The organism is Ruegeria sp. G12 (genome assembly GCF_056533565.1).
On record NZ_JBQFOO010000007.1, the window covers coordinates 1 to 24,338 of the forward strand.

At 57.1% G+C, this 24,338-nt stretch carries 23 protein-coding genes; 17 read left to right on the forward strand and 6 right to left on the reverse strand.

Features of this window, described 5'->3' with window-relative positions; genetic code table 11:
• On the forward strand, positions 1-680 hold a 680-nt coding region (locus tag ACR0JN_RS15640; RefSeq protein WP_480886931.1), incomplete at its 5' end, for a hypothetical protein.
• Positions 681-836: 156 nt separating this feature from the next.
• Here the strand turns inward: ACR0JN_RS15640 and glf are convergent.
• The 3 genes from glf to ACR0JN_RS15655 form a co-directional block, all read right to left on the reverse strand.
• On the reverse strand, positions 837-1,994 hold the full coding sequence (glf, locus tag ACR0JN_RS15645) for a UDP-galactopyranose mutase (protein ID WP_480886933.1): 1,158 nt from the start codon (positions 1,992-1,994) through the stop codon (positions 837-839).
• An 89-nt stretch (positions 1,995-2,083) separates the two neighbouring features.
• Positions 2,084-2,980 (reverse strand): hypothetical protein, encoded by an 897-nt coding sequence (locus tag ACR0JN_RS15650; protein WP_480886935.1) that lies wholly within the window; start codon positions 2,978-2,980, stop codon positions 2,084-2,086.
• Positions 2,977-3,777, reverse strand: coding sequence for a glycosyltransferase family 25 protein (locus ACR0JN_RS15655; protein WP_480886937.1), 801 nt, complete (start codon positions 3,775-3,777; stop codon positions 2,977-2,979). The genes ACR0JN_RS15650 and ACR0JN_RS15655 overlap by 4 nt, the downstream gene beginning before the upstream one ends.
• A 479-nt stretch (positions 3,778-4,256) precedes the next feature.
• On the opposite strand from ACR0JN_RS15655, the gene ACR0JN_RS15660 reads away from it, so the two are divergent.
• The 16 genes from ACR0JN_RS15660 (at position 4,257) to ACR0JN_RS15735 (ending at position 21,011) form a co-directional block, all read left to right on the forward strand.
• Positions 4,257-6,041 (forward strand): ABC transporter ATP-binding protein, encoded by a 1,785-nt coding sequence (locus tag ACR0JN_RS15660; RefSeq protein ID WP_480886939.1) that lies wholly within the window; start codon positions 4,257-4,259, stop codon positions 6,039-6,041.
• Positions 6,042-6,241: 200 nt separating this feature from the next.
• Positions 6,242-6,910, forward strand: coding sequence for a cupin domain-containing protein (locus tag ACR0JN_RS15665; RefSeq protein ID WP_480886941.1), 669 nt, complete (start codon positions 6,242-6,244; stop codon positions 6,908-6,910).
• A gap of 3 nt (positions 6,911-6,913) precedes the next feature.
• A complete protein-coding gene (locus ACR0JN_RS15670) occupies positions 6,914-7,597 on the forward strand; it encodes an SDR family NAD(P)-dependent oxidoreductase (protein ID WP_480886944.1) in 684 nt (227 codons plus the stop codon).
• A gap of 3 nt (positions 7,598-7,600) precedes the next feature.
• Positions 7,601-8,668, forward strand: a complete 1,068-nt coding sequence (locus ACR0JN_RS15675) for a flavin monoamine oxidase family protein (protein ID WP_480886946.1) — start codon at positions 7,601-7,603, stop codon at positions 8,666-8,668.
• Positions 8,665-9,228, forward strand: a complete 564-nt coding sequence (locus ACR0JN_RS15680; RefSeq protein ID WP_480886949.1) for a TetR/AcrR family transcriptional regulator — start codon at positions 8,665-8,667, stop codon at positions 9,226-9,228. The genes ACR0JN_RS15675 and ACR0JN_RS15680 overlap by 4 nt, the downstream gene beginning before the upstream one ends.
• A 160-nt stretch (positions 9,229-9,388) precedes the next feature.
• Positions 9,389-9,826, forward strand: coding sequence for a hypothetical protein (locus tag ACR0JN_RS15685; protein WP_480886951.1), 438 nt, complete (start codon positions 9,389-9,391; stop codon positions 9,824-9,826).
• On the forward strand, positions 9,823-10,488 hold the full coding sequence (locus ACR0JN_RS15690; RefSeq protein ID WP_480886952.1) for a MotA/TolQ/ExbB proton channel family protein: 666 nt from the start codon (positions 9,823-9,825) through the stop codon (positions 10,486-10,488). Before ACR0JN_RS15685 ends, ACR0JN_RS15690 begins: the two co-directional genes overlap by 4 nt.
• Positions 10,481-10,846 carry an ExbD/TolR family protein gene (locus ACR0JN_RS15695; RefSeq protein WP_480886954.1) on the forward strand — a complete coding sequence of 122 codons (366 nt, stop codon included), beginning with the start codon at positions 10,481-10,483 and terminating at the stop codon, positions 10,844-10,846. Before ACR0JN_RS15690 ends, ACR0JN_RS15695 begins: the two co-directional genes overlap by 8 nt.
• 4 nt (positions 10,847-10,850) lie before the next feature.
• A complete protein-coding gene (locus tag ACR0JN_RS15700; protein WP_480886955.1) occupies positions 10,851-11,228 on the forward strand; it encodes an ExbD/TolR family protein in 378 nt (125 codons plus the stop codon).
• Entirely contained in the window at positions 11,225-12,346 is a 1,122-nt protein-coding gene (locus ACR0JN_RS15705) for an energy transducer TonB family protein (RefSeq protein ID WP_480886957.1), read from the forward strand. Before ACR0JN_RS15700 ends, ACR0JN_RS15705 begins: the two co-directional genes overlap by 4 nt.
• 123 nt (positions 12,347-12,469) lie before the next feature.
• Complete coding sequence (locus ACR0JN_RS15710; protein ID WP_480886959.1) at positions 12,470-13,528, forward strand: dipeptidase; 1,059 nt, start codon at positions 12,470-12,472, stop codon at positions 13,526-13,528.
• A gap of 137 nt (positions 13,529-13,665) precedes the next feature.
• Complete coding sequence (locus tag ACR0JN_RS15715; protein ID WP_480886962.1) at positions 13,666-14,688, forward strand: Ldh family oxidoreductase; 1,023 nt, start codon at positions 13,666-13,668, stop codon at positions 14,686-14,688.
• Positions 14,689-14,724: 36 nt separating this feature from the next.
• On the forward strand, positions 14,725-15,849 hold the full coding sequence (locus ACR0JN_RS15720) for an aminotransferase (protein ID WP_480886963.1): 1,125 nt from the start codon (positions 14,725-14,727) through the stop codon (positions 15,847-15,849).
• 199 nt (positions 15,850-16,048) lie between these two features.
• Positions 16,049-17,788 carry a type I secretion system permease/ATPase gene (locus ACR0JN_RS15725; RefSeq protein WP_480886965.1) on the forward strand — a complete coding sequence of 580 codons (1,740 nt, stop codon included), beginning with the start codon at positions 16,049-16,051 and terminating at the stop codon, positions 17,786-17,788.
• Complete coding sequence (locus tag ACR0JN_RS15730; protein WP_480886966.1) at positions 17,788-19,104, forward strand: HlyD family type I secretion periplasmic adaptor subunit; 1,317 nt, start codon at positions 17,788-17,790, stop codon at positions 19,102-19,104. Before ACR0JN_RS15725 ends, ACR0JN_RS15730 begins: the two co-directional genes overlap by 1 nt.
• Positions 19,105-19,979: 875 nt before the next feature.
• Positions 19,980-21,011 carry a sulfotransferase domain-containing protein gene (locus tag ACR0JN_RS15735; RefSeq protein ID WP_480886967.1) on the forward strand — a complete coding sequence of 344 codons (1,032 nt, stop codon included), beginning with the start codon at positions 19,980-19,982 and terminating at the stop codon, positions 21,009-21,011.
• Positions 21,012-21,138: 127 nt separating this feature from the next.
• Here ACR0JN_RS15735 and ACR0JN_RS15740 read toward each other — a convergent pair whose 3' ends face one another.
• The 3 genes from ACR0JN_RS15740 to ACR0JN_RS15750 all read right to left on the reverse strand — a co-directional run bounded on the left by ACR0JN_RS15740 (position 21,139) and on the right by ACR0JN_RS15750 (position 24,310).
• A complete protein-coding gene (locus tag ACR0JN_RS15740) occupies positions 21,139-22,926 on the reverse strand; it encodes a DUF4422 domain-containing protein (protein ID WP_480886969.1) in 1,788 nt (595 codons plus the stop codon).
• Between the two features lie 465 nt (positions 22,927-23,391).
• Positions 23,392-24,111, reverse strand: a complete 720-nt coding sequence (locus ACR0JN_RS15745; protein WP_480886970.1) for a glutathione S-transferase family protein — start codon at positions 24,109-24,111, stop codon at positions 23,392-23,394.
• The gene (locus ACR0JN_RS15750) at positions 24,098-24,310 is read right to left on the reverse strand and encodes a hypothetical protein (RefSeq protein ID WP_480886971.1); all 213 of its coding nucleotides are present in this window, start codon (positions 24,308-24,310) and stop codon (positions 24,098-24,100) included. Before ACR0JN_RS15750 ends, ACR0JN_RS15745 begins: the two co-directional genes overlap by 14 nt.
• Positions 24,311-24,338: the final 28 nt, after the last annotated feature.

Below are 24,338 nucleotides of genomic sequence, written 5' to 3' on the forward strand. Positions count from 1 at the left end.
GCGGCGTGGCGAATGTGGTCGATGTCGAGGTGTTCTATGGTGCCGATTTGAACAACGACGGTACGATTGGGCATTTCAACACCACAATTGAAAATGCAGGGTCGTCGACTCTCGCCTCGTCGACACGCGGCATGTATCTGATCGACAGCAGCACCGAGATCACCTGGAACGGGGCCACCATGGGGCCAGACAGCCTCAACGGATGGAGCGCCATTCACGTCGAAGCCGACGGCGGTGGGTACCGCGTCCTGTGGCAGCACAACAATGGCAATTATGTCGAGTGGATCCTTGACAGCCAGGGCGAAAGAACAAGCGGCGGCAGTGTGGCGAATGTGGTCGATGTCGAAGCTTTCTACAACTACGATATAGACGGTAGCGGCACCGTTGGGCATACACTGCCGAAGGTCGCTCTTGCGTCGATGGCAGGTCAAGAAACGACACCAATCTCCGATGAATCTGCTGTACTCGACTTCGACAAAAATGCGGATCTATTAGAGTTCGAGTTTGTCCAATCTGATCAAGCTACGGATTTCGATTTCACCGCCATAACAGCCCCAAGTGAATCTGACTTTAACGATGTACAGGCTACTTCTTTAGAAGAAACCTCTCTGTTTAATGATCGAGAAGAGATCAAAACAGACGAGTCCTTCGGTCTCCAAGAGGACTTCTTCTTGCTTTAGCTTGGGATCAACCAGTTGCACAAACAGTATCGGCGGTGGGCATACCAAAGAGGAACCCACCGCCGCTAGCTGAAAGACACAATTCAGTTGAAAGAAGTATCCAGATTTTCGCGCCCGCCGGAGCAACGTCGCGCGGGCCGCGTAAGACCTTAGAATTTACAACACTGAGACGACAAAGGGATCTAGCTGCTTTCCCGCATCAATAGCGGCCAAAGCCGTCTTGGCAGTGTCCAGCGCCTCCCGAATGGTGACGTCCATATCCAGATATCGGTAAGTGCCCAACCGTCCAACAAAAGTAACCTTCTCGGTCTTTTTCGCCAGTTCCACATATTCACTTAGCAGAGCTTTTTCCTTCACCTGCCGGATCGGGTAATATGGGATATCGTCCGGGCCAGCTGCGCGAGAAAACTCACGATAACAGACCGAACCATCATGCGACTCCCAAGGGGCGAAATGTTTGTGCTCAGTAATGCGGGTATAAGGCACGGATTCCTCACCGTAATTCATCACCGCGCAGCCTTGGTAATCTCCGTCATAAGTAAATCGTTCAAAATCCAGTGTTCGATAACCCAATCGGCCTAACTGATAGTCGAAATACCCATCCAACGGGCCAGAATAAAAGATGTGATCGTAACCCTCATCCATGCTGCGGTCGAACGTTGTACTCAACTGTACTGTAATCAAAGGGTGATCAAGAATACCGGCGATCATATCGGTGTAACCGGTCTCGGGCATACCCTGAAACTTGTGGAAGAAGTAGTTGTCGTCATAATTGAACCGTACTGGGAGGCGTTTGAGAATTGACGCTGGCAATTCTGACGGATGGCACCCCCATTGTTTTATCGTGTAACCTTTGAAAAATGCCTCGTATAGATCACGCCCAACAAAACGCATGGCCTGTTCTTCAAAGCTCTGCGGATCCGTTATCGAAGTATCAGCCTGTTCTTGGGTAATAAAGGTATGCGCCTCATCCGGTCGCATGGTCTTTCCGAAAAACTGGTTAATCGTGTGCAGATTCACTGGCAGCGAAAAGACCTGACCTCTGGAAGTGGTTTTTACCCGGTTCTTATAGGGTAAAAAGTTCGCGTAACTGTTGACGTACTGCCAGACTTCTTCGTCGTCTGTGTGAAAGATATGCGGGCCATAAACATGCACCATGACACCAGTGTCAACATCCCGCTCGGTGTGGCAGTTTCCGCCGATATGATCCCGGCTATCCATAACCGTGACCTCGTGCCCGTGCTCAGCGAGTTCTCTTCCGATCACAGCACCGGAAAGCCCGGCCCCAACCATCAAAAAACGCCTCGCATTCATTTAGACACCACCTTGTTTTTGGCAATCATTGCCATTTCACTCCAACCAACGTGCCCACGGGGCACGCGGGGTTTATTGCCTTCACTGGGTCAATTGCGGACAGCTGCTGGCTTCATCGAAATCGTTGTCATATCCAGCGGTTTGCTCAACTGACGGCGGGCGATTTTGAAGATTCCGGCCCGAGCCTCTTGCGCGCTGCGGAAACTCGGCAAAACGGACATCCAGTTCCAGCACATACGCCAGCCAACCTGAAAACGGCCCGAGATCGGCTGTCCGCCTTGCAATATTGCCGCAAAGACAATCGGCACTGTACGGTGCGACAGATCAAACATGTTTTTCAGAACGGCCTCTTCTTCTTCCGAACTCATGTTGCCCTTATCGGCCATGGCGGTTTTCAGATTTTTTCCGACGGGTCTTGTGTGGTGCATCGCGATTTCATCCAGAATCGCCGCGCGAAACGCTCCGGCTTCGGCCCAACGGCACCAGATATAGTCTAAACCGTAGCCGCTCATGGTGTCCTGAAACAGGGGCAGGGCCTTGCTCAGGATGTCCCTATGCAGGCACGGGGCCATGATCTCTATATAGTTCGTGTATCTCAGCACGAAACCCGGGCATTGGCTGAAAACGAAATGAGAAAAGTAGCTATCGGGGCTTAAGGACGGTTGTGCTATGCGCAGACCGTAAACCTGCATGGCTTGGAACAGCGCATTCACGTCCTGCGCGCTGATATCCAGATCATCGTCCGGCAGCCAGAAATAATCATATTGGCTCAAGTCCCGGTCCTTGAGGGTCTGGAATAGCCCATCCCACTTTCCGCCTTTGACCAAAACGGCTTCGACACCGGGCTCGGGGGAAAATTGAGCGTAAGCCTCGTCCGAGAAAAAACTGATCAGAAGATCGAAATTTCGGTCTTCATAGGGAAGGTCCTGCCAGCGGGAGTGCAGCGACTGGCTGCCTGCGCGCACGACGACGAGGTTTTTTTTCATGAGCGCGTCTGGACTCGGGATTCAGCGCGAATTATCGGGGCAAGGCCTTCGATCATGTCCGGGCGCAAAGGATGGCTCAACCGTCCATGGGTGTATTTGGCCTGATAGACGAGGTTGCGCACGAACCTGCTAAAGGACGATCCGGTTTTGGTCGCAATCCGGCAGGGCTCGATTGTACTGCTGAATGTCTTACGCTCTTCAACCATCTGTTCGATCAACGTGAGGATCGGGATTTGATGTTCCCAATAAAACTTCAGATCGATATCGATGGGTCGCGCAATCGGTGCAGCAAGATCAACCAGCCGCGCGGCAGCCCTGCGGCCAAGGACATAACCGGTGGTGCGCGGGGGCAAGCAATCGGACAAAACCAGACTTTGATCTGCAACCGTCCTGAGAACCCGGGTGTTCCTGTCACACACCCCGTCGAGTTTTATCATGACATCTTCAAAACACTCGGCACATTGATCTATAGCCTCAACGAAAGGTCTGGGGTCCTGAACGAATGTGGCGTCGTCTTCCAGCACAAGGCTCACGGAATCAGAGCCATCCGCGACCCTCTGCCAGATCCGGCGATGCCCCAGCGTACATGCGACTTCACTGCGGCTCAGTGGTCGTTTGAACTTGCTGCGGTTCATTTCAGCATCATAAAAGCGCAGCAGATCGGCCTGTTCCAGCTGATCGCCGGAAATAGCATCCGCAAATTCATGCGGCAAACCTAGATGTGTCAGTTCATTCCTACAGGAATGCCGCCGCTCCACATCTTCTGGCAGGCTTAGAATAAAGGTCCTGATCGACACCGAACTATCACCAACAAATCCCAAGTGTTACTAGCAGCACACAAGATGCGAGCAAGGGGATATAAGGCGATCTCTCACCAAATAGCCCGATTTTCTGCATTGCGGCGCTTTTCCGCCCACGTCACGAACAACCCGCGCAAAAAACAAGCTGTGCAGACAAGGGCAAAACCCCGCAAAGAGCCAGAAAAAAAATATCATATTGAAGTATCAAAATCAAACATTTGGCGAAAACGCGCTTTGATCTTGCCTAACCAGAAAACCACCCTCTCTGGAATGGGTTGCAGGTTCACGTGGCCCAAATTGTCACACGTTGGGACACTTGTTCAATCAGCGACCTGTCGCTATCTAGCCCGTTCGGGTCCTGAACAAAGCACCGCCTGCATTCACTCAGGGCCTCGGCCTCGCATCATCTGCACTTTAGGCAGACATGAATATAGGTTATTTGAGCGAGAGCACGGTATCATGATCTGGAGAATGCCATGGTAAAGCGCGCCTGGAACAAATGGCGATCGGGCTATATGGGCCGCCTGATCGGCGAAAGCTTCTATGCGCAAGGCGGGCTGTATGGCGTTGCCATTTTTGCGATGGTCATCGTTGCCATTACGACTGCCGGGTCTGCGTATATGATGGAGTACATCGTCGACGCGATGACCAGCCCGGATATGCGTAGCTGGGCCCATATCATTGCTTTAGGCGTTGTTGGCCTGTTCCTGACAAAAGCTTTGGCGTCCTATGTTCAGGCCATGTACCTCGCCCGCGCGGGCAACCGCATCGTTGCTGCCCAGCAAGAGCGTGTTTACCGCAAGCTGCTTAAGCACGGCATTGCGTTTTTCAGCGCCAACGAATCCTCCGATCTTTTGATGCGGACAACCAACGGTGCGCAAATGGCGCGCCGATTGATCGACGTTCTGGTAACCGGCTTTGTTCGGGACGCTCTGACCCTGGTTGGACTTGTCGTCGTCATGGTCTACCAACAGCCGGTTCTGTCGGTCATGTTCTTCATCGTGGGACCGGTGGCTCTGCTGGGCGTACGCTACCTGTTGAAAAGCGTTCGCTCGATCATGCAGGCCGAGTTCAAATCCTTGGCCGAAATCATCCGCGTTCTTCAGGAAACGTCCAGCGGCATCAAGGTGATCAAAGTCTTTTCGCTGGAAGACCGGATGATAACCCGTATGGAAACGGCGATCCGATCGGTCGAAAAACGATCCAATGACATCGCCAGATTGCAGTCCATCGCCAGCCCGCTGATGGAGTTTCTGGCAGGTCTCGCAGTTGCGGGCGTGCTGGTCGTCAGCACCATGGGGATTGCTGGCAGCGAACAGCCTTCAGCGGGCCAGTTGATGTCGTTCATCACGGCGCTTCTGATGGCATATGAACCTGCCAAGCGTCTCTCGAAGATGCGGGTTCAGATCGAAGCCTGCATGGTCGGCGTAGGCATGCTTTTCGGGCTGTTGGATGCAGAAGACACCATGCAGGAAAGCCCGGATGCCCGTGATCTGCCAAAAGGACCTGGTGAAATCGCATTGCGTGATGTCACATTTGGATATCAAGGCGCCGTTCCGGTGATCCATAATATGGATTTGAAGTTCGAAGCTAAGAAAACCACGGCGCTTGTCGGCCAATCCGGGGGCGGGAAATCCACCATTTTCGGACTGATCATGCGGTTTTATGACCCGGACCATGGCAGTGTGGAAATCGACGGGCAGGACCTGCGCGAGATCAGTTTTGCGTCGCTACGCCGTAAAATCTCTTATGTCGGTCAGGACACATTCCTGTTCTCAACCTCCGTGATGGAGAACCTGCGCTGTTCTGCTCCCGACGCATCGGATGAAGAGGTTATGGAGGCTGCAAAAGCGGCCCATGCCCATGACTTTATCTGCGACCTGCCTAAGGGCTACGACACGCCGGTTGGCGAAAACGGAACTTTCCTGTCAGGCGGGCAGAAGCAGCGCATCGCGATTGCCCGCGCCATTCTGCGCAACGCCGAGATTCTGCTGCTGGACGAGGCCACCAGCGCACTGGATGCGGAATCGGAATCGCTGGTCAAAAACGCTCTGGACGCGCTGACCAAGGATGTGACCGTGATTGTAATCGCACACCGGCTATCGACCATTCTGGAGGCGGACAAGATCATGGTCGTGCAAGATGGGGCCATCGTCGAACAGGGCAACCTGGATGAGTTGATGCAGATCGACGGTAACTTCCGCCGCCTTTTCGAACAACAGTTCAAAAAGCACGACTCAGCCCCGGAAGTCGCGGAGTAACCGCGATTCCGCCCGCGTGCCGTTCTATTTGCACTACCAATAACAGGTTCGGCCACTCGTTGGCCGGACAAAACGTCTTGGGCACACAAATCCGTGAAGGCCGGGTGGTTGAGGGTATTTAGGTTTGAAAAGATACCTACCTTTCAGTAGGTATATGACCAACCTGAAACGCCTGTAACCAGCCGAAGGGACAAAGACCCATGGAACTCAACTCCGACTTCTCCTCCCGCGTCGTTGTGCATTCGGACCAGCTTGATTGGCAGCCCTCACCGATGAAAGGCGTGGATCGACGCATGCTGGACCGGATCGGGGGTGAGGTCGCCCGTGCCACGACCATTGTCCGTTACGCACCGGGCAGCAAATTCTCGGCCCATACGCATACCGGTGGTGAGGAGTTCATCGTGCTGGACGGCGTGTTTCAGGACGAACACGGGGATTTTCCGGCGGGGACATATGTGCGAAACCCTCCGACCTCGCAGCATACGCCGGGGTCCGCGCCGGGCTGCACAATCTTCGTTAAACTCTGGCAGTTTGACATGGATGACCGCACCCAGTTCCGCAAAACCATGGCCGATGAACTGAACGCGCCCGAATACGGTGTGGCCACCGCGACACTGCACGAAGACACGCGCGAGATCGTGACCTATAGCCATCTCGACCCCGGGGCATCGCTGACATCCAACGCAACCGGAGGCATCGAACTTCTGGTCATTGATGGCGCAATCACAGCCGGGGGCGATACACTGGCCAAAAACGACTGGCTGCGCCTGCCCGAAGGTGAACCACTCTCGGCAATCGCAGGACCGGATGGGGCCAAGGTCTGGATGAAGACCGGCCACCTGCCCTTTGCCAAAGCACCGGAGGTTTGATCCATGTCGACTGAAAAACCACTCGCACTCGTCGCCGGGGCCGGGGCCGGTCTTGGCCAGACCCTGCTCGCCCGATTTCAGGCCGGAGGCATGACCGCAGTGGGTCTGGGACGCACGACGCCGGACAACCCGGTTGGTGCGTTTCATCAACTCGATGTCTCTGACCCCGATGCCGTCGGCCCCGTGGTCGCTGACCTGATCGCAACCCATGGCCCGCCAAAGATCGTTGTTCACAACACGGCTGAACTGGTGATCGCCCCTTTCGCTGAGACCACCCTGTCGGACTATCAGCGGACATGGACATCCATGGTCCAGTCGCTGATCGTTCTTGGCCAATCCGTACTGCCGCCGATGGCCAGCGGCGGGGGCGGAAGCCTGATCGTTTCCGGTGCCACCGCCTCGCTGCGCGGCGGGGCACGGTTCTCCGCCTTTGCCTCGGCCAAGTTTGCGCTGCGGGGGCTCACCCAATCGCTGGCACGAGAATACCAGCCAGCGGGCGTGCATGTGGCGCATGTGATTCTGGATGGCATCATCGACACAGCCAGATCGCGTGGGCTGCACAGTCTTGATCCGGCCAAGATGATGAAGACTGACGAGATTGCCGAGGTCTATTGGCAGCTTGCCCACCAGCCCCAATCAACCTGGACCCACGAACTGGACCTGCGCCCGGCCACCGAAGGGTTCTGAGCCGTGCGCACCCAGACGCTCATCATCGGCGGCGGGTTATCGGGTCTCAGCCTAGCCTCACATCTGGCCCGGCAGGGCCGGGACTTCTTGCTGGTCGAAGCGCGGGATCGGCTAGGCGGGCGCATTCTGACCCGGGAAATGGGCGGCGGCCATTTCGATTTGGGTCCGGCGTGGTTCTGGCGTGGCCAGCCCCGGATCGCCACGCTGATCGAACGGCTGGGGCTGGAGTGGTTCGAGCAATATAACGAAGGCGCGTTGAGTTTCGAAGATGAGCGCGGGCGGGTCGAGCGGGGGCGCGGCTTTGCCTCGATGCAGGGTTCCTATCGCTTGAAAAAGGGGTTTGGGGCCTTGATCGAGGCGCTGGCCGCTGAAATCCCGGCGGGGCGTGTGCGCCTCTCGACCCCTATCGGCTCGCTTTCGAAGTCAAGCGACGGTGTCACCGCAACGGCGCACAACGGCCTGACCTTACACGCGCAGCAGGTCGTGATGGCCCTGCCACCACGGGTCGCGGCGAACATCTCCTTCTCCCCTGCCCTGCCCGACCAGACCCTCACCGCAATGACCGGGGTCGCCACATGGATGGCTGCTCAAGCCAAGGCCGTCGCCGTTTACGAAACCCCCTTCTGGCGCGAGGCCGGCCTGTCCGGCGACGCCATGAGCCGCCGGGGTCCGATGGTGGAAATCCACGATGCCTCGCCTGCAAATGGCGGTCCCTACGCCCTGTTCGGCTTCATCGGCACGCCGCCGCATGCACGTCAGAACGATCAGATGTTGCGTCAACTGGTCGAGGCGCAGCTGATCCGACTGTTCGGTCCCGAAGCTGCGAACCCGATGTCGCTCAGTATCAAAGATTGGGCTTTAGACCCTTTCACTTCGACCGAGCGGGACCTGCAGCCGCTCTATGCCCATCCCCAATACGGGCTTCCACCCGCGTTGCAGACGGTCTGGGACGACCGGCTTATCTTCAGCGGCACCGAGGTCGCCGCCGAATTCGGCGGCTATATCGAAGGGGCCCTGGAGGCGGCAGAGACCACACTGGACCGCATTGCATTGGAACAGGTCTGGCCATGACAACCGACACTAAAACAGCCCTGCTTGACGTCGCCGAACACGCCGCGCGGGCGCGTGGGTTTGACGGCTTCAGCTATGCCGATCTGGCCGAAGCGGTCGGCATCCGCAAAGCTTCGATCCACTATCACTTCCCGACCAAAGCCGCCCTGTCCGCCGCGTTGATGGAGCGTTATCACGCGTCGATGGAGGACCAGTTCAACGGCATCGAGGGCCAGTACAAAACCGGGGCCGAACGCCTGCGCGCCGTGATCGCGCTCTATCGCGAGGCGCTGAATGGTGGCGAAACGCTGTGCCTGTGTGTCTCGCTGATTTGCGGTCGCGAGAGCCTTTCGGACGAGGTGATCGAAAAGATCAGGGCATTCCGGGCGATGATGGTGCAGCGGATCACGGCGCTCTTCGAACTGGGACGGCAGGACGGGACGATCCGGGGTATCACGGACCCGGTCGCTGATGCCCGCGCGACGCTGGCGTTGCTGGAAGGCGCACATCTGTCCGCCCGCGCCGAAGAAAACGTGGCAGGCTTTGATGCGGCGGTTGAAATCCTGACCTCTCGGCTTTGATCGCCTCGCTGTAACACCTCAGGCAAGACACCGCTCACGCACCAGGTCACAATGCCGTCGGCCACCCTTTCACCCATGGGTTTACTTGGATATGACGGAAATAGCGCCAGCGGAACATCGCGGGCCTTCACATTCCGCGCCCTGCAATCAGGAGAGCCCCTTGATACCGTTTCGTTCCTTCGCATTCGCGGCCCTGCTTGCCGGGGCAACACCGGTCGTGGCCACGGCTCAGGACACCTCTGATACCGGTGGGGGTCTGCTTCTGGAACTCAACACCCTCAAGGACGTGGGCGGGGCCTGCCGCTTGTCCTTTCTGGCCAACAACCAAACCGGAACCGCCATCGACGAGGCGGTGTTCGAGACAGTGATTTTCGACGCCAATGGCGGTGTCATGAGCCTGTCCCTGTTTGACTTCCGCGACCTGCCCGCCGACCGCCCGCGCGTTCGGCAGTTCGATCTGTCCGGCACGGCGTGCGCCGATGTCGGGCAGGCGCTGATCAACGGGGCAAACTCCTGCGTGGTCAATGGCACGGAAAGCGATATCTGTCAGCAATCGCTGTCGCTGAGCAGCCGTGTGGATGTGGAGCTTCTGGGATGAGCATTCTCGACGCCTTTCGCGAAATTCTGGCCCTCGGCGGGCCTGTCGTCGCCATCCTTATCGTCATGTCGGTGCTGACGCTGGCGGTGACGATTTACAAGCTCTGGCAATTCGCGGCCTCCGGCGTGGGGCGGCACAAGGTGCTGTCCGAAGCCCTGGCTGCCTGGGACGCTGGCGACCGGACCACCGCCCGCGCGCGCCTTGCCAAAAGCGGCAGCTACCTTGCCCCCATCGTCAGCGCCGCGATGGATGCGTCGGATACGCCCGGTCTGAACGATCGGCTGGATGCCGAAGCGGGCCTTGCGTTGGCCGGACTGGAACGCGGGTTCCGCCTGCTGGATACGGTCGCCCAGCTTGCGCCCCTGCTTGGGCTGTTCGGCACTGTGCTTGGCATGATCGAGGCGTTCCGCAGCCTTCAGGCCTCTGGCTCATCGGTCGATCCATCGCTGCTTGCGGGCGGAATCTGGGTTGCGTTGGTGACAACGGCCGTGGGTCTGGCGGTTGCAATGCCCACGTCCATGGTGCTGTCATGGTTCGAAAGCCGCACAGCGCGGGAACGGGTTTTCGCCGACAAGGCCCTGCGCACCATTCTGGTGCCCGGTCATGCGCTGCATGAAATGTCGGGGTCCGAACGCCCCCAAGCAACGCCGGAACATGCGTAACCCGGCCCCCTTTGTCCGGCGCCGCATGGCGATGACGCCTCTGATCGACGTGATCTTTCTGCTGTTGCTGTTCTTCATGCTGACCTCGACCTTTTCCCGGTTCGCCGAGATCGAGCTGAGCAACGCCACAGGGGGCAACGCGACCTCGGGCGAAACCGCCGAGCGGGTCTTTGTCCAGCTTGGCCCCGAACGGCTGGCGCTGAACGGTGCGCCGGTGACACTGGACGCGCTTGTCGCGCAGGTCGAAGCCGGGCAGGTCCTTGTCAGCCTTGATCCCGAGACCTCGGCCCAGCGGCTTGTGGACCTGTTGGTGCCGCTGCGCGGGCGCGAGGGGCTGACCGTGACGGTGTTGGAGTAAGGCCATGATCCGCCACGCCCACCCCCGCCGTTCCCGCGATTCGACCATTCCGCTGATCAACATCGTGTTTTTGATGTTGGTGTTCTTCCTGATCGCCGGCACTGTTGCCCCGCCGCTGGACCCCGACCTCAAGCTTGTGGACACCGCCGAGCTTGAGGGGCGCGAGCCGCCCGATGCGCTTATCCTGCATCAGGATGGAACGCTCAGCTTTCAGGGCGCGCCGACCGATCCCGAACGCTACATGGCCATCCATCAGGAGGGACCCGTGCGCATCGTGCCCGACCGGAACGCCCCCGGCCCGCGGCTGATCAAGGTCGCGGGAACGCTGCGCAGGCTGGGCGCATCGTCGGTGTTTCTTGTGACCGAGCAGGCTCTGGAATGATCCGGGGGTCGGTTTTCGTCGCTATACTGGCCGCTCTGGTGTCGCTTGTGGTGCATATCCTCGGCCTCAGCATGACCGCGCCCAATCTGGCGGAGCCGCAGACCACCGAGACCGCACCCGACACGGTGGCTTTGGGCAACAGTTTCGAAGACCTTGCCGAAACGCCGCCCGAACCGGTTGAACCGGAACAGGCGGAAACACCGGAGCCTCCGGTCGAGACACCGCCTGAACCCGAACCTGCCGAGATACCGACCAGTCAGGCCAAGGTGGCCTCACCCGATCCGCAGCGTGTGTTCGCGCCCGACACGGGGACCTCGCAGATTGCCCAGCCGGAAGCGCCGGAACCCGAGGTGGTCGAGCCCGTCGGCCAGCCTGACAGCGAAGAAAGCGCCAGTGACGAGGTAACCGAAACGCCCTCGGTCGAACCCGATACGGTCACTGAGGTCCCTGAAGGCACCCCGGACGCGCCGATTGAAACCCCCACCGAGGCACCGGTCGAACCCGAGCAGCTTGCTGCTCTGACACCCCCCGAAGCCACGGCAGTGCCCGTGATCCCGCTGGAGCGTGATGCGGTTGAGCCCGAAATCTCGGTTGAACCGACGCCAGAGGACCCCGAAGAAACCGAGTCCGAACAGGCCGTCACCGCCTCGATTCGGCCACGCCTGCCGGACCGCAGGCCACAAACCACGCCACGGGGCATCCAAAGAAACCTGAGGAATTTCGACAATCTGAAATTCCCCGAACAAACCATCGACTCGCCCCTGACCGTCTACCGGCGCGAAGGGCTGGATGCCTTTACCCGCAGCAACTCGGGCACACGGTCCGGTGGCCGTGGTCCCGGCAACGCGAACGAAACCAACTATGCGGGTCGGGTGCTTGTGCACCTCAACCGCGCGCCCCCGGTTTTCGTAAAGGCTCGCGGGTTTGCGCAGGTGTTTTTCCAGATTGACCCCGATGGCTCGCTGGCCTGGGTCGATATCATCCGCAGCTCGGGTTCGCCAGATGTCGAACGTGCGGCCCGCGAACAAGTCCGCGTCGCCGCCCCCTTCCCGCCGCCGCCGGGCGGGGTCAGCCGTAAGCTGTCATTCTACTACCAGAACAGCCCGCCGGGAGGATGATCTGAGGCGGCCAACCCGATCCGGGTACGGGTCAGATTGGTCCGGCAAGGCTTCCTGAGTTTTTCACAACAATCCTGATCAGGTCTGTTAGCGTATGCCGAACCTGGATTTTGCGACGATAAGATGAATACACTCACACCCCTGATTATTGACGGTCACAACGATGTTCTGTCCAACCTTGCAAAGGCGGGCGGATTGCCCGAGGCCAAACAGTTCCTGTCCGGTCTCGACGGCGCGATTGACCTGCCCAAAGCCCGCAACGGCGGCTTTGCCGGAGGGTTCTTCGCCGTCTGGGTGCCATCCCAAGTGGATTGGGACGCCAAAATGGAACAGATGGTGCAGGTGGAATATGACCTGTCCCTGCCGGATCAGATCGATGCCAAGGACGCGTTGCCTTCGGCCCTGAAACAGATCGCTATTCTGTTCGAACTGGAGCGTCTGGGCGGTTTACGCGTGGTCCGGTCCGTGGCCGATATTCGCGACTGCATGGCCGAAAACCGCATCGCCGCGATCTTACATATCGAAGGGGCCGAGGCCATCGACACCGATCTGCACGCGCTGGATGTGTTCCATGCCGCAGGCTTGCGGTCAATCGGGCCGGTCTGGAGCAGGCCGAACATCTTTGGCCACGGGGTGCCGTTCCGATACCCTTCGGGGCCGGACACGGGCGACGGGTTGACCGATCACGGTCTGAGGCTCGTGCGCCGGTGCAATGAGCTTGGCATAATGCTGGACCTGTCGCACCTCAACGAACGCGGGTTCTGGGATGTGGCCCGCCATTCTGATGCACCGCTGGTTGCCACCCATTCCAACGCCCACGCCATTTGCCCCCACGCCCGCAACCTGACCGACGATCAGTTGCGCTCCATCGCCGAAAGCGACGGAATGGTCGGCCTGAACTTCGCCGCCGCTTTCCTGCGTGAAGACGGGCGGATGTTGTCGGTCGTGCCCTTAAGCCAGGTGATGCGGCATCTGGATCACCTGATGGGCATACTGGGCGAGGATCGGGTCGGGCTGGGCTCGGATTATGACGGGGCAATTGTACCGGATGAGATCACCGATATCTCGATGCTGCCCCAATTGCGGGACGCCATGCTGCGGCATGGATATGGCGACGAGCTTGTCAGGAAGCTCTGTCATGAGAACTGGTTGCGGGTTCTGGAAAAGACCTGGGGATCGTAGCCGGACAAGAAACCAAGGTACCGGATAGCTCATCAGGCCAGCATCAGCCGGCTTCCCAGACCCAAAGATCGGTGTATGGTGACCGGCAGGTTTGTCTTACCAAAAGGCATCCTAGCAAAACGAACACGAGGCATCCTGTGACAGACGCATCAACACAACAGCTTTCGCTCGCCGAAATTCGGGATCTGGCCAAAACTGTCCTGACCTTTGCCGGGATGGACGATCACGGCAGCGACGTGATCGCGGATATCATCATGCTGTCGGAACGGGACGGCCCGCGCAGCCACGGCCTGCGCAATCTGCCCGCCTATGTGCAAAGCTTCACGTCGGGCTACGCCAATCCCACCGCCTCGCCCACTGCGACCCGCATCGCGCCGGGTGTGCTGCGGGGTGATGCCGATAACGGGTACTATCAGATTGCTGCCCGCGCAGCGCGCGCCGACCTGATCACGATGGCTCGTGAAAACGGGATCGCCTCGTTCACCTGTGCGAATTGCCACCATCTGGGGGCCCTGCGCTTCGACACGGAACCATTGGCCGAGCAAGGGCTTCTGGCGATTGCCGTCATCAACGCGCTTGCACTCGTGGTGCCGCATGGGGGCGAAAGGCCGGTCTTTGGCACCAACCCGATGGCCTTCGCCTGCCCGCGCGAAGGCGGCGCGCCGATTGTTTGGGATCAGGCCTCATCCGCTGCGGCTCTGCTGGAAGTCAAGCTGGCCGCCGCCGATGGTCACGCGCTGAAACAGCCCTCGGGTCTGGATGCCCAGGGCCAGCCGACAACCGACCCGAACGCCATACTGGAAACACGGTCGATGCTGCCCTTCGGCGCACATAAGGGCGCGGCGATCGCCTTTCTGGTCGAGGTTCTGGGCGCCGCCCTGGCAGGCGGTACGCTGGCGGTCGACAACGCCGAGCGCGAGCGGCACGATGCGCTCAACATCAAGGGCGGCGCGACCCTGATTGCGCTGGACCCGACCCGCTTCGGCAATCCAGCCTTCAACGACTACATCACCCGCATCTGCGCCGAGATCGAAGGCAACGGGCAGGCCCGCGTTCCCGGCGACGGGCGGCTGAAAACCCGGGCCGACGCCGAAGCCAACGGTGTGCCCGTCAGCACCGACATTCTGGCCGCTCTCGACGCGCTGAGGGTCGGGGCTTAAGTTACACCTCTGCCGCAGTGAGTAAGGAACCACCCGATGCATATCGAACCTTTCGGTGTCGAGATCTGGATGAACGAATGGGAAACCAGATGCGACTGGAATCTGGCTGAAACCTGCGTCGAAAGCCTGACCATCCAGGAACTTCTGGCCCTGACAGGCCGCAACGCCACCGATCTGTCCAACCTGCTGGACATGAAGATGACCTATGGCGCCATCGAGGGCTCAGACCGGCTGCGTAGGGCAATTGCGGCGCTGTATGACCAGCAGTCCCCGGAAAATACCATCGTCACCCATGGCACGATTGGCGCGAATATGCTGGTGCATAAGACTCTGGTCTCGGCAGGGGATCGCGTGGTGGCCGTGGTCCCGACCTACCAGCAGCATTATTCGATACCGGCCAGCATTGGGGCCGACGTACATCACTTGCATCTGCGCGAGGAAAACGGGTTTTTGCCCGATCTGGACGAGCTACGTGAATTGGTCGAGTCTGGAACCCGCCTGATTGCGATCAACAACCCCAACAACCCGACCGGCGCGCTGATGGATCAGGCCATGCTGGAACAGATTGCCGAGATCGCCCGCGCCGCCGATGCCTGGATTCTGTGTGACGAGGTCTATCGCGGCACCGATCAGGACGGGTCGGGTATGACGGCTTCGATCGCGGATATTTACGAAAAAGGCATCAGCACCGCCGGGATGTCCAAGGCCTATTCGCTGGCCGGTCTGCGGCTCGGCTGGATCACCGCCCCGCGCGAGGTGATCGAGGCGGTGACGATCCATCGCGATTACGACACGATCTCGGTCGGGATGATCGACGATCACTTTGCGGCGCTGGCTTTGGAAAACTGCGACAAGCTGCTGGCGCGCAGCCAGCAGATCACCCGTGGCAATCTGGCGATCCTGCAGGACTGGGTGGATCACGAGCCAAGGATTTCATGGATCGCACCCCGCTCGGGCACCACGGCTTTGCTGAAATACGACCTGGCGATCAGCTCGCGGGATTTCTGCGTCCGGCTGCTGCAGGAGACCGGCGTTCTGTTCACGCCCGGCGCGGCGCTGAACATGGAAGGGTACGTCCGCATCGGCTACGCCAACAACCCCGAGATTCTGCGGGAAGGTTTGAAACGCGTGTCCGCGTTTTTGTCCGCACAGCGATCTTGACGGCGTCAAGCGCCGCTGTCGCCAAACGAAACGCCACGGCAACTCAACTTTCCGCCAAAACCGGCCAAAAAACGCCTTGGGCGGGTCTTTTCATTCGCGGTTTCTTGCCGGAGTGGATATACCGAGTTGGAAAGGTCAGAGGACCGCTTTAAGTCGCGGGTCTCTCTGATCTCCCACTGCCTGTTGCGGAAGAAAAACCTTGAAACCGAATACCCGTAATTCTGCGGCCCCCCGTCATGAACTGCACAATGTGCGCAATCAGGGCGTAACCTTTTTGGGGCTGGCCTTTTTGTTCAGCATCTTCGTCAATTTGTTGATGCTGACCGGCCCCCTGTTCATGCTGCAGGTCTATGACCGGGTTCTGGGCTCGCGCGCCGTTGAAACGCTGACCGCCCTGTTCCTGCTGGTTGCCTTGCTCTATGGGCTGATGGCGATGCTGGATTTCGCCCGTGGCCGGATCGTGGCGCGGTTCGGCGCCCGCTTCCAGTCGCAACTGGATGAGCGTGTTTTCGACGCCACCCTGCGCCGGTCCCTGATCCCTCAGACCCGGTCTGCCCCAGCAACCGCGTTGCGGGATCTTGAGACCATTCAAAGGCTTTGCGCCTCGCCCGTGCTGCTTGCGGTGATGGATATTCCGTGGACCCCGGTCTTTCTGGCGGCGATCTTCCTGTTCCATCCACTGCTGGGCTGGCTGGCCGTCGCAGGCGGCGGTCTGCTGATCGTCATCGCCCTGCTGAACCAGGCGCTGACCCACCGCAAAGTGGCCGAGGCGCAGACCTCGTCTGCCCGCGCAAACGCCTTTGCCGAACACGCCCGGCAGGCGGCCGAGGTCGTGCGCTCGCAGGGCATGCAAGAGGACGTGACCAAACGCTGGCTGAACCAACGCTCGGACGCGCTGAACCAGACTATCGCGGCCAGCGACTGGACCGGCAGCTTTACGTCCCTGACCAAGTCGCTGCGGCTGTTCCTGCAATCGGCCATGCTGGCCTTGGGTGCCTATCTGGTGCTGCAGAATGAATTGACGCCGGGGGCGATGATTGCCGGGTCGATCCTGCTGGGCCGCGCGTTGGCCCCGGTGGAACAGGCGGTGGGTCAATGGGGCATGATCGAACGCACGCGGACAGCGTGGATATCACTCAGCCGGTTTCTGGATCAGACCCCGCCAGAGCGCGCGCGTACCAAGCTGCCAACACCTGCGGCCCGCCTGACGGCCAAAACCCTGACTGTCATCCCGCCCGGCGCGTCGACCCCGACGCTGCGCAATGTCAGCCTGGGCCTTGAGCCCGGAAAAGCACTTGGCGTCATCGGCAAAAGCGGGTCCGGCAAAACAACCCTGGCCAAGGCTTTGCTGGGCCTGTGGCAACCCGCTGCGGGGGAAATCCGGCTGGGTGGCGCAACGCTGGACCAGTACGACCCTGACGATCTGGGCCATCACATCGGGTACCTGCCGCAAACGGTCACGCTGTTTAACGGCACCGTTGCCGAAAATATCGCCCGCATGTCTGAAAACCCGGACCCTCAGGCCGTTGTCGAAGCAGCCAAAAAAGCCAAGGCGCATGACCTGATCCTGACGCTGGAAAAAGGCTATGACACCTTTCTGGAGGGCAATGACAGCCAACTATCCGGCGGCCAGAAACAGCGCATCGCACTGGCGCGGGCGCTTTACGGCGATCCGGTGCTGCTGATCCTGGACGAGCCGAACTCGGCGCTGGATGCGGACGGTACCGAGGCGCTGAATGCCGCCGTGCGCGGGCTGAAAGCGGCCGGCAAAGCGGCGATCATCATGACCCACCGACCGCAGGCGATTTCCGAGTGTGACGACCTGGCGGTGGTCGAAAAGGGTCAGGTGGTGAAATTCGGCAGCCGGGATGAGGTGCTGAACGCCATGGTGCAGAATGCAGGTGCGATCAAACGCAAGCTCAGCCAGGTAGGTGAATAATGTCCGCTAAGACAAAACAGAAAGCCCGCCCCGTCTGGCGGATCACCGTGCCTGCGATGGTCGGATTTGCCGCACTGGCCATTCTGGTCGGCGGGCTGGGCATCTGGTCCATCAAAACGCAGCTTGCCGGTGCCATCGTTTCGTCCGGTGTGATCGAGGTGCAAAGCAACCGGCAAGTGGTTGAACACCCCGACGGCGGCGTTGTCGGCGAGATTTTCGTTCGCAATGGCGATGTGGTGGCCGAGGGCGATATGCTTTTGCGGCTTGACGACACGTTCCTTTCCTCGGAACAGACAATTGTCGAGACGCAACTGTTCGAACTTCTGGCCCGGCGGGCCCGTTTGGAGGCCGAGCGCGATGGCGAAGACTCGGACCAGTTGGCGACACGACTGGGTGAAGTGCAGCAGGAATACGAAATCGCGCCCGATCTGATCTCCGGACAGCAAAGCCTGTTTGACGCGCGACTGGAAACGAAGAACAAGCAGACGGAACAGCTGAGCAAACAACTGGTTCAGATCGAAAGCGAAATCGAAGGCACCGAAGCCCAGCTTGTATCCCTGCGCCGTCAGGTCGAACTTATTCAGGCTGAACTGGAGGACCAGCAAAGCCTGTTGGAACGAGGCCTGACGCAGGTCAGCCGGGTTCTGGCCCTGCAGCGCGAAGAGGCCAGTCTGACCGGTGAAATCGGCAGGCTCGAAGCCGCCGTGGCGCGCCTGAAAGGCCAGATCGCTGCGACCGAGATCGAGATTGTCGAACTGTCCGCCACTCGGCGCGAAGAGGCGATCACCACTCTGCGCGAGGTCCAGACCCAGATCGCCGAACTGGCCGAACGGCGCCTGTCGCTGGCCGAGCGTCTGTCGCGACTGGATATACGCGCCCCGGTTACAGGCCGCGTCTATGACAGTCAGGTCTTTGCCCTGCAATCGGTGATTCAGCCGGGCGAACCGATGCTCTATGTCGTGCCGCAGGACACGCCTTTGCTGGTCGCGGCACGGGTGGATGCGATCCATGTGGACCAGTTGCATGTAGGCCAGCCCGTCGCCCTGCGCTTTTCCGCCTTTAATCAGCGTGAAACCCCGGAACTGGACGGCCATGTGGTGAACGTCTCGGCCGATACGTTCACCGACGAGCAGACAGGCTTCACCTTCTACCGCGCCGAAGTGGCCCCGGACGAAGGCCAAGTCGAACGGCTGAACGGACAGGAACTGCTGCCCGGCATGCCGGTCGAGACCATGATCAAGACCGACGAACGCACGCCGCTGTCATACCTGGTGAAACCGATGGCCGATTACTTCAACCGCGCCTTCCGGGAATGAACCGGCTGTCAGTTCTTTGGTTCAACGATTACGTGGAAAACCATTGGAGGCCAAAGCCTGCAGAACGTAGCGTCCCTTCGAATTGACCGAACATCCAAAAAACGGAAGGTCACTTCTGACCAGAGCAAAAATAGAACCAAACGTGATATCAGCCTTGTCCAAAGCTGGATAGGGATACATCCACATACCGCGAACACGCAGGTGGGTTTCGTCCGCGCACGAAAATTTCTACGTCGCGCGCTTAATCGACTGTGCTCACACAGCGATCATAGGCGAGTAATTTACAATCCACGCGTGGAGACCCGTGTGATCAACTTGGGCACCGTGTTTGGCTAAGATCTCTTCCAGATCGCGAGTGCAGCGCAGATAGAATTAATCGAGGTGCGAAACGGCAACCTGCGGGAAAGGGCAGCCTTTCAAAGGCAGCATGGCAAGACCTGTTGGAAAACAAACCTCTAACAACAAGAGACGGAACCTGCGTGCTCGTCAACGAACCCAGTCTTCATTGAATCGTTCTTTAAGCGAATAGACACCAAATAAAATAGTTATGCTACAGTGGCTTAGACCGCAACCCAGCATCCAATCCCTGAGCCCATCCGGAGCTAAAGCACCAAGTTGCCTTTTGGAGAAGTTGACCTTTGGAATTCTGAAAGGACACCAAGTCCAAGTGTGTACAAGGAAACTATGCTTCACCACTGGATCAAAGCCATTACTTGCTAGACAAGCAAATCGACCCGTCGTAGACGTTACGAACCATTCTGCATCGTATCGGTGTGCAGAAATTACTATCTCCTGTATCCCAGGTGTTACTGTCGAAGCCTCACCTAAGAGAGAACATCAGTGAAATGATCTTGGACAAGATATGAGGCTACGAGTTGCAGAACGCCAGTGAATTTAGTCTTTTCAGGCAAATCTACCACTATGGGCATGTGGGTAGAGAACCGTTTGGTTTCATGTGTTTCGACAGTAGCGGTCGAATTACGGGCTATTCAAATAAAAAGGAATCGCGGTTTTCTTTTGATGGGAAAAATCTAATTTTGCTGGCCGATGACGGTCGAAAAACTGTTGAGTTTGAGCGAGAAAAAGATGGTCCAAATTTTCGGAGAGTATCGGGTGCGAAACACTATTTAAAGCACATTTTTGGATTAGGGGCACCAAAACCAAGCGATCTGCCGAAAGTTGTTGTCAATACTGTGCCTAAGGCGGGCACTTACCTGCTGGCGGAAGCTTTGTCGATATCAGGCTATTCGCAAGTACGTTTGCATCTGGCAGATCACTTTTTTCACGATAACCGCAATACTCCTGACAACCAGATTCACTGGGATCCAGACGGGCGTAGAGTTGACATTCCAGCTGATGTAGTTTCGCGCATATTGTCCCATGGAGAGTTTCTAGTCGGCCATATTGGGAGTCGGAATGCCCTTAACAGTATTATAGATCAGGAAGTACAGGTTATCAATGCAGTTAGAGATCCTAGGTCACAACTGGTTTCGCTATATCACTTCGCCTTAGCTAAACAGAAACCCACTGCGCGGAGCCATCTCTGGCGCTCAATACCCGAACAACATAGGTTCAAGGCTTTCCTTTTGTCGCAAGATGTCAAAAGCATTGTGGATCACAACAGAATACTAACGTCCCTTGGCCCGTTCTTTTGTTTTGAGGATCTATCGAAAGGGAAAATAATTGAAAGAAACGGAAAAATTTTCAAATCCAAAAAACGTCGCCAAGTTATTTCGGATTTGTCCTCCGCTATGTCTAAAGCAATCGGAAAACCGACGTCTACCCAGTCAAATCGGAACCGGAAAAGAGACTTAGCGTATTTCGACGACCCTGCAATCGCAGAGTTTGCTGCTGGACCTTGCGGGTTGAAAGAATTCTCGGACAAGTATGAAATGTTTCTCAAATAAATTGCGACTACAGGTTGAATTTCCTCACTCAGGAGACAACGGAGTATGTCAGCCATCCAACTTATTTTAGGTCGGTCAGACTAATCGGGTTTATGTACCTATCGGAAAATTTTTCAGTGCATCAGACCTATGGAAGGCACCGAGAGACTTCAGACATGTTCTGTCTGTAACGTGAGTTGAATCGGCACCACAATGCTCGCATAACCCTCCGCCGCATATTTCCAAACTTGGTCTCAGCCCAAGGCGTTTGGTTGAGATGAAACCAGTACAAGTCATAGTATGGGTTGTAGCACTTTAGGTGCCAAGGTTTGCGCTTGTCGGTAAAATGTAAGATGCCAGGGTCAGCGGCGGCAGCGTCGGACTGCTCATCAGAGTATGCGGGATCCAGTTCGTTTTTCATGAAGATCCGGTTGTTTACGTTCCATTTCAGGTCAAGACTCGTGGTGCGGTTTTCAAAAATAATGTTAAGCAAGTCCTGATCTTGCAGCGTAATGAATTTTCCGTATTGCTCAAACGCATTCAAAACAGAAGCATGCAAATCCATACGCCTGAGCCCTGCAGTATCCAATATCAAGATACCGGCGTTGAAGTACGGATGGGTTGTACTCAATCTAAGGCGTCGAGACTGTTGAACGCCGCCTTCGTCGGGTGCACCCGCAATAATGCGACCATCAAGATCGATATCCCACAACTCTTCTAGCGCCGAAGTAGCAACAGTATCTGCGTCCATGTAGATCACGCGTTTTACGTGAGAAGGCAGAAACTTGTCCATGACCAATCTATAATATGTTGTCAAAGAAATGTGAGGCCGATTCAATGGCAACCACTGCAGACTATCCACAGGGACTTCGACAAATTCAATACGCGCGCTAAAGTCACTGGAGACGGCTTCAAGTTTCTGGCGGGAGTCCGGTGTCAAATCGCCTTTATGGAAGACATAGCTGTTATAACGAGCCGGAGTTTCAGCATTCAATAGGACCGAATGAAGTGAAGCGGCAGCATGCTTTGCATAGACCTCGTCGATCGCAAACGCAATGTTTATTGGTTCGTTCGGCACGTTAGAAGAAGCCGTTTTTTTTGGTATTAGTCTCTCAGCGGTTTTCAGTTTATTTGCCACCAGAGCTTTGTGAGGAGGCTTGGCCGCAAATGCAACTGGGCATTCCTTGACCCTTGCGCCCTTAACCGTTTGAGCATAGCGAAAGTAAGATTCTGTCAATCGCTCCGCCAAAAAGCCAATTACACGGGATTGGTAGTTGTCGTAGTTTGAACTGTCAATCTGGCGCTCTGTGTTTTCCAAGATTGGAAAGATCCAATCGGTGTACTCGAAGAACAATTCTCGGCGCATTATGAACATGTTACCAAAACGCGTTTTCGTGTCGTTCAGCGTTTGAAGCAGAAACGGGAATAAGTCACGGTTAGACTCACGACAAACATCCAGACATATGTCCATGTCCTTAACGAAGTGATCGCGAGCGTACATATCATAATTCGTAAGCAAGAGTTCCGGTAAGCCAGCCGGATGAATTCTGTAGAGCGGAGGGGTTACAATGTCGCATACATTCATTTGATTTCGTATCGACTGATCATCCCAAGCAAAACGCTTAAAATCCGATTTTCTTGCCCAAACAAAAGACTTATCTGATTTGATTTTGGGAGAGAAAGAAAGCAGCCGACGATAGTGCATTAAGCCGTAGAAATCAGCGTCAACGTTGTGTTTCATCCAATAAGCTGCAGTCAGTTCGCACCATTTCCGATTCTTGTCCGAGATGTTGGTGCCAGTATTATCAGCAATTGCAAAGTCCAGTTTGACCTGAGAAGACGCAGCACCAACATGAATGGGATTGAGTATCTCAGTGGAAATCACCGGTGATTGCTTATGATAGCAAACACCCACAAAAATATCGGATTTTTTCATAGGTACAGAGCTTTCTAGACCCAGTTTCGCACAAGAGACCTTTAGAGGGGTAATTTGTTTTTGGCCAGCCACCAAAAGTCGAAACATAGGAGTGTCAGACTAGCAGATGGTGGCCCGACAGGAGCAGCCGCAACCGCTTGTCTGTTGAATGAAGCCGAAAACATCTTGAGGCAATACCCAAGAGGAACGTCCGATATGGATGAAGGCGCTCTGCAGTTCTCTTGTAGCGTGTAAAATATGGCCTTATTCTGCGTGGTTGCCTGACCTTGGACGATGCCGTCTCGGATTTGAGCTCTTAAGTTCTAAAGGCAATTAGTCACCTGAGGCGCTTATGGCGTTGATAGATCGGGTTGGCTGAGGCGGCTGCGACCCTGTAGCACGCCAAATTAACAATCAACTTGGATCAGTCAAATGAGTTTGCTCAATCGCTCTTCCCAGGAATAAGCCAGCCATCAGCACTCTGGCTCAGCCTTTCTTGACGTCGCCCGCAAACCGGGCGGCGTTTTCTTTGGCAAAGGCGCTGGCGTCGGCGTCCTTGTCCCAGAATTGCGGGTTCGCCTTGGGAATGGTCAGCGCCTTTTGCACCGCAGGCCGGGCGTCGATCCGATCAAACCACGCTTTCAGATGCGGCAGGTCGTCAACCTCGACCCGCGCCCAGACATAGGCGCGCGCCCACGGGTACAGCATCATATCCGCGATGGTGTATTCCTCGGCAGCGATCCAGTCGCGCCCGTCCAAACGGGTGTTCATCACCTCTAACAGACGGCGGCTTTCGTCGACGTAACGGCGGATCGAAAACGGTTCCTCGTGCCCGTTCGGGGCGGCGATATGCTGGAAATACATCGCCTGCCCCATCATCGGGCCGACATGGCCGACCTGAAAGAACACCCATTGCATGACTTCCGACCGTTTAACCGGATCAGTTGGCAGAAATTTTCCATACTTTTCGGCCAGATGCCAAAGGATCGCACCGCTTTCAAAGATCGCGCGCCCCTCGGCCCGGTCGTAGATCGTCGGGATCTTGCCATTGGGGTTCAGCGCCAGATAGTTGGGCGCTTTCTGTTCCTGTTTGGAGAAGTTGACATGGGTCAGGTCGTAGGGAACGCCCGCTTCTTCGAGGAATACGACTGGCTTGTAGCCGTTCATAGTTCCGGCGGTAGAGAGATGGATATCAGGCTGGGACATTTTCGACCTCGACAAACGGGGGGTTCAGATGTGCGTCAACTTCGGCCTTGGAATTGTCAACATCGGCCACGGAGGTGATCTGTACTACATGCGCCTGCTCAGAAAGTTGCGCACGGGCCCGTTCGGTCAAGCTGGCGTTCAGCCGTCCGGGCGCAAATTCGCAAAGTTGCGTGTCGTTCACAGGCAGGATGTTGCTCATATCCATATCCTCAAGGCCAAAGCTGCCT

Excerpts from the sequence above, each read along its gene's own strand:
- glf (WP_480886933.1), bottom strand. The coding sequence starts at position 1,994 with ATGAATGCGAGGCGTTTTTTGATGGTTGGGGCCGGGCTTTCCGGTGCT.
- ACR0JN_RS15650 (WP_480886935.1), bottom strand. The coding sequence starts at position 2,980 with ATGAAAAAAAACCTCGTCGTCGTGCGCGCAGGCAGCCAGTCGCTGCAC.
- ACR0JN_RS15660 (WP_480886939.1), top strand. The coding sequence starts at position 4,257 with ATGGTAAAGCGCGCCTGGAACAAATGGCGATCGGGCTATATGGGCCGC.
- ACR0JN_RS15665 (WP_480886941.1), top strand. The coding sequence starts at position 6,242 with ATGGAACTCAACTCCGACTTCTCCTCCCGCGTCGTTGTGCATTCGGAC.
- ACR0JN_RS15670 (WP_480886944.1), top strand. The coding sequence starts at position 6,914 with ATGTCGACTGAAAAACCACTCGCACTCGTCGCCGGGGCCGGGGCCGGT.
- ACR0JN_RS15680 (WP_480886949.1), top strand. The coding sequence starts at position 8,665 with ATGACAACCGACACTAAAACAGCCCTGCTTGACGTCGCCGAACACGCC.
- ACR0JN_RS15690 (WP_480886952.1), top strand. The coding sequence starts at position 9,823 with ATGAGCATTCTCGACGCCTTTCGCGAAATTCTGGCCCTCGGCGGGCCT.
- ACR0JN_RS15695 (WP_480886954.1), top strand. The coding sequence starts at position 10,481 with ATGCGTAACCCGGCCCCCTTTGTCCGGCGCCGCATGGCGATGACGCCT.
- ACR0JN_RS15700 (WP_480886955.1), top strand. The coding sequence starts at position 10,851 with ATGATCCGCCACGCCCACCCCCGCCGTTCCCGCGATTCGACCATTCCG.
- ACR0JN_RS15705 (WP_480886957.1), top strand. The coding sequence starts at position 11,225 with ATGATCCGGGGGTCGGTTTTCGTCGCTATACTGGCCGCTCTGGTGTCG.
- ACR0JN_RS15710 (WP_480886959.1), top strand. The coding sequence starts at position 12,470 with ATGAATACACTCACACCCCTGATTATTGACGGTCACAACGATGTTCTG.
- ACR0JN_RS15720 (WP_480886963.1), top strand. The coding sequence starts at position 14,725 with ATGCATATCGAACCTTTCGGTGTCGAGATCTGGATGAACGAATGGGAA.
- ACR0JN_RS15730 (WP_480886966.1), top strand. The coding sequence starts at position 17,788 with ATGTCCGCTAAGACAAAACAGAAAGCCCGCCCCGTCTGGCGGATCACC.
- ACR0JN_RS15740 (WP_480886969.1), bottom strand. The coding sequence starts at position 22,926 with ATGAAAAAATCCGATATTTTTGTGGGTGTTTGCTATCATAAGCAATCA.
- ACR0JN_RS15745 (WP_480886970.1), bottom strand. The coding sequence starts at position 24,111 with ATGTCCCAGCCTGATATCCATCTCTCTACCGCCGGAACTATGAACGGC.
- ACR0JN_RS15750 (WP_480886971.1), bottom strand. The coding sequence starts at position 24,310 with ATGAGCAACATCCTGCCTGTGAACGACACGCAACTTTGCGAATTTGCG.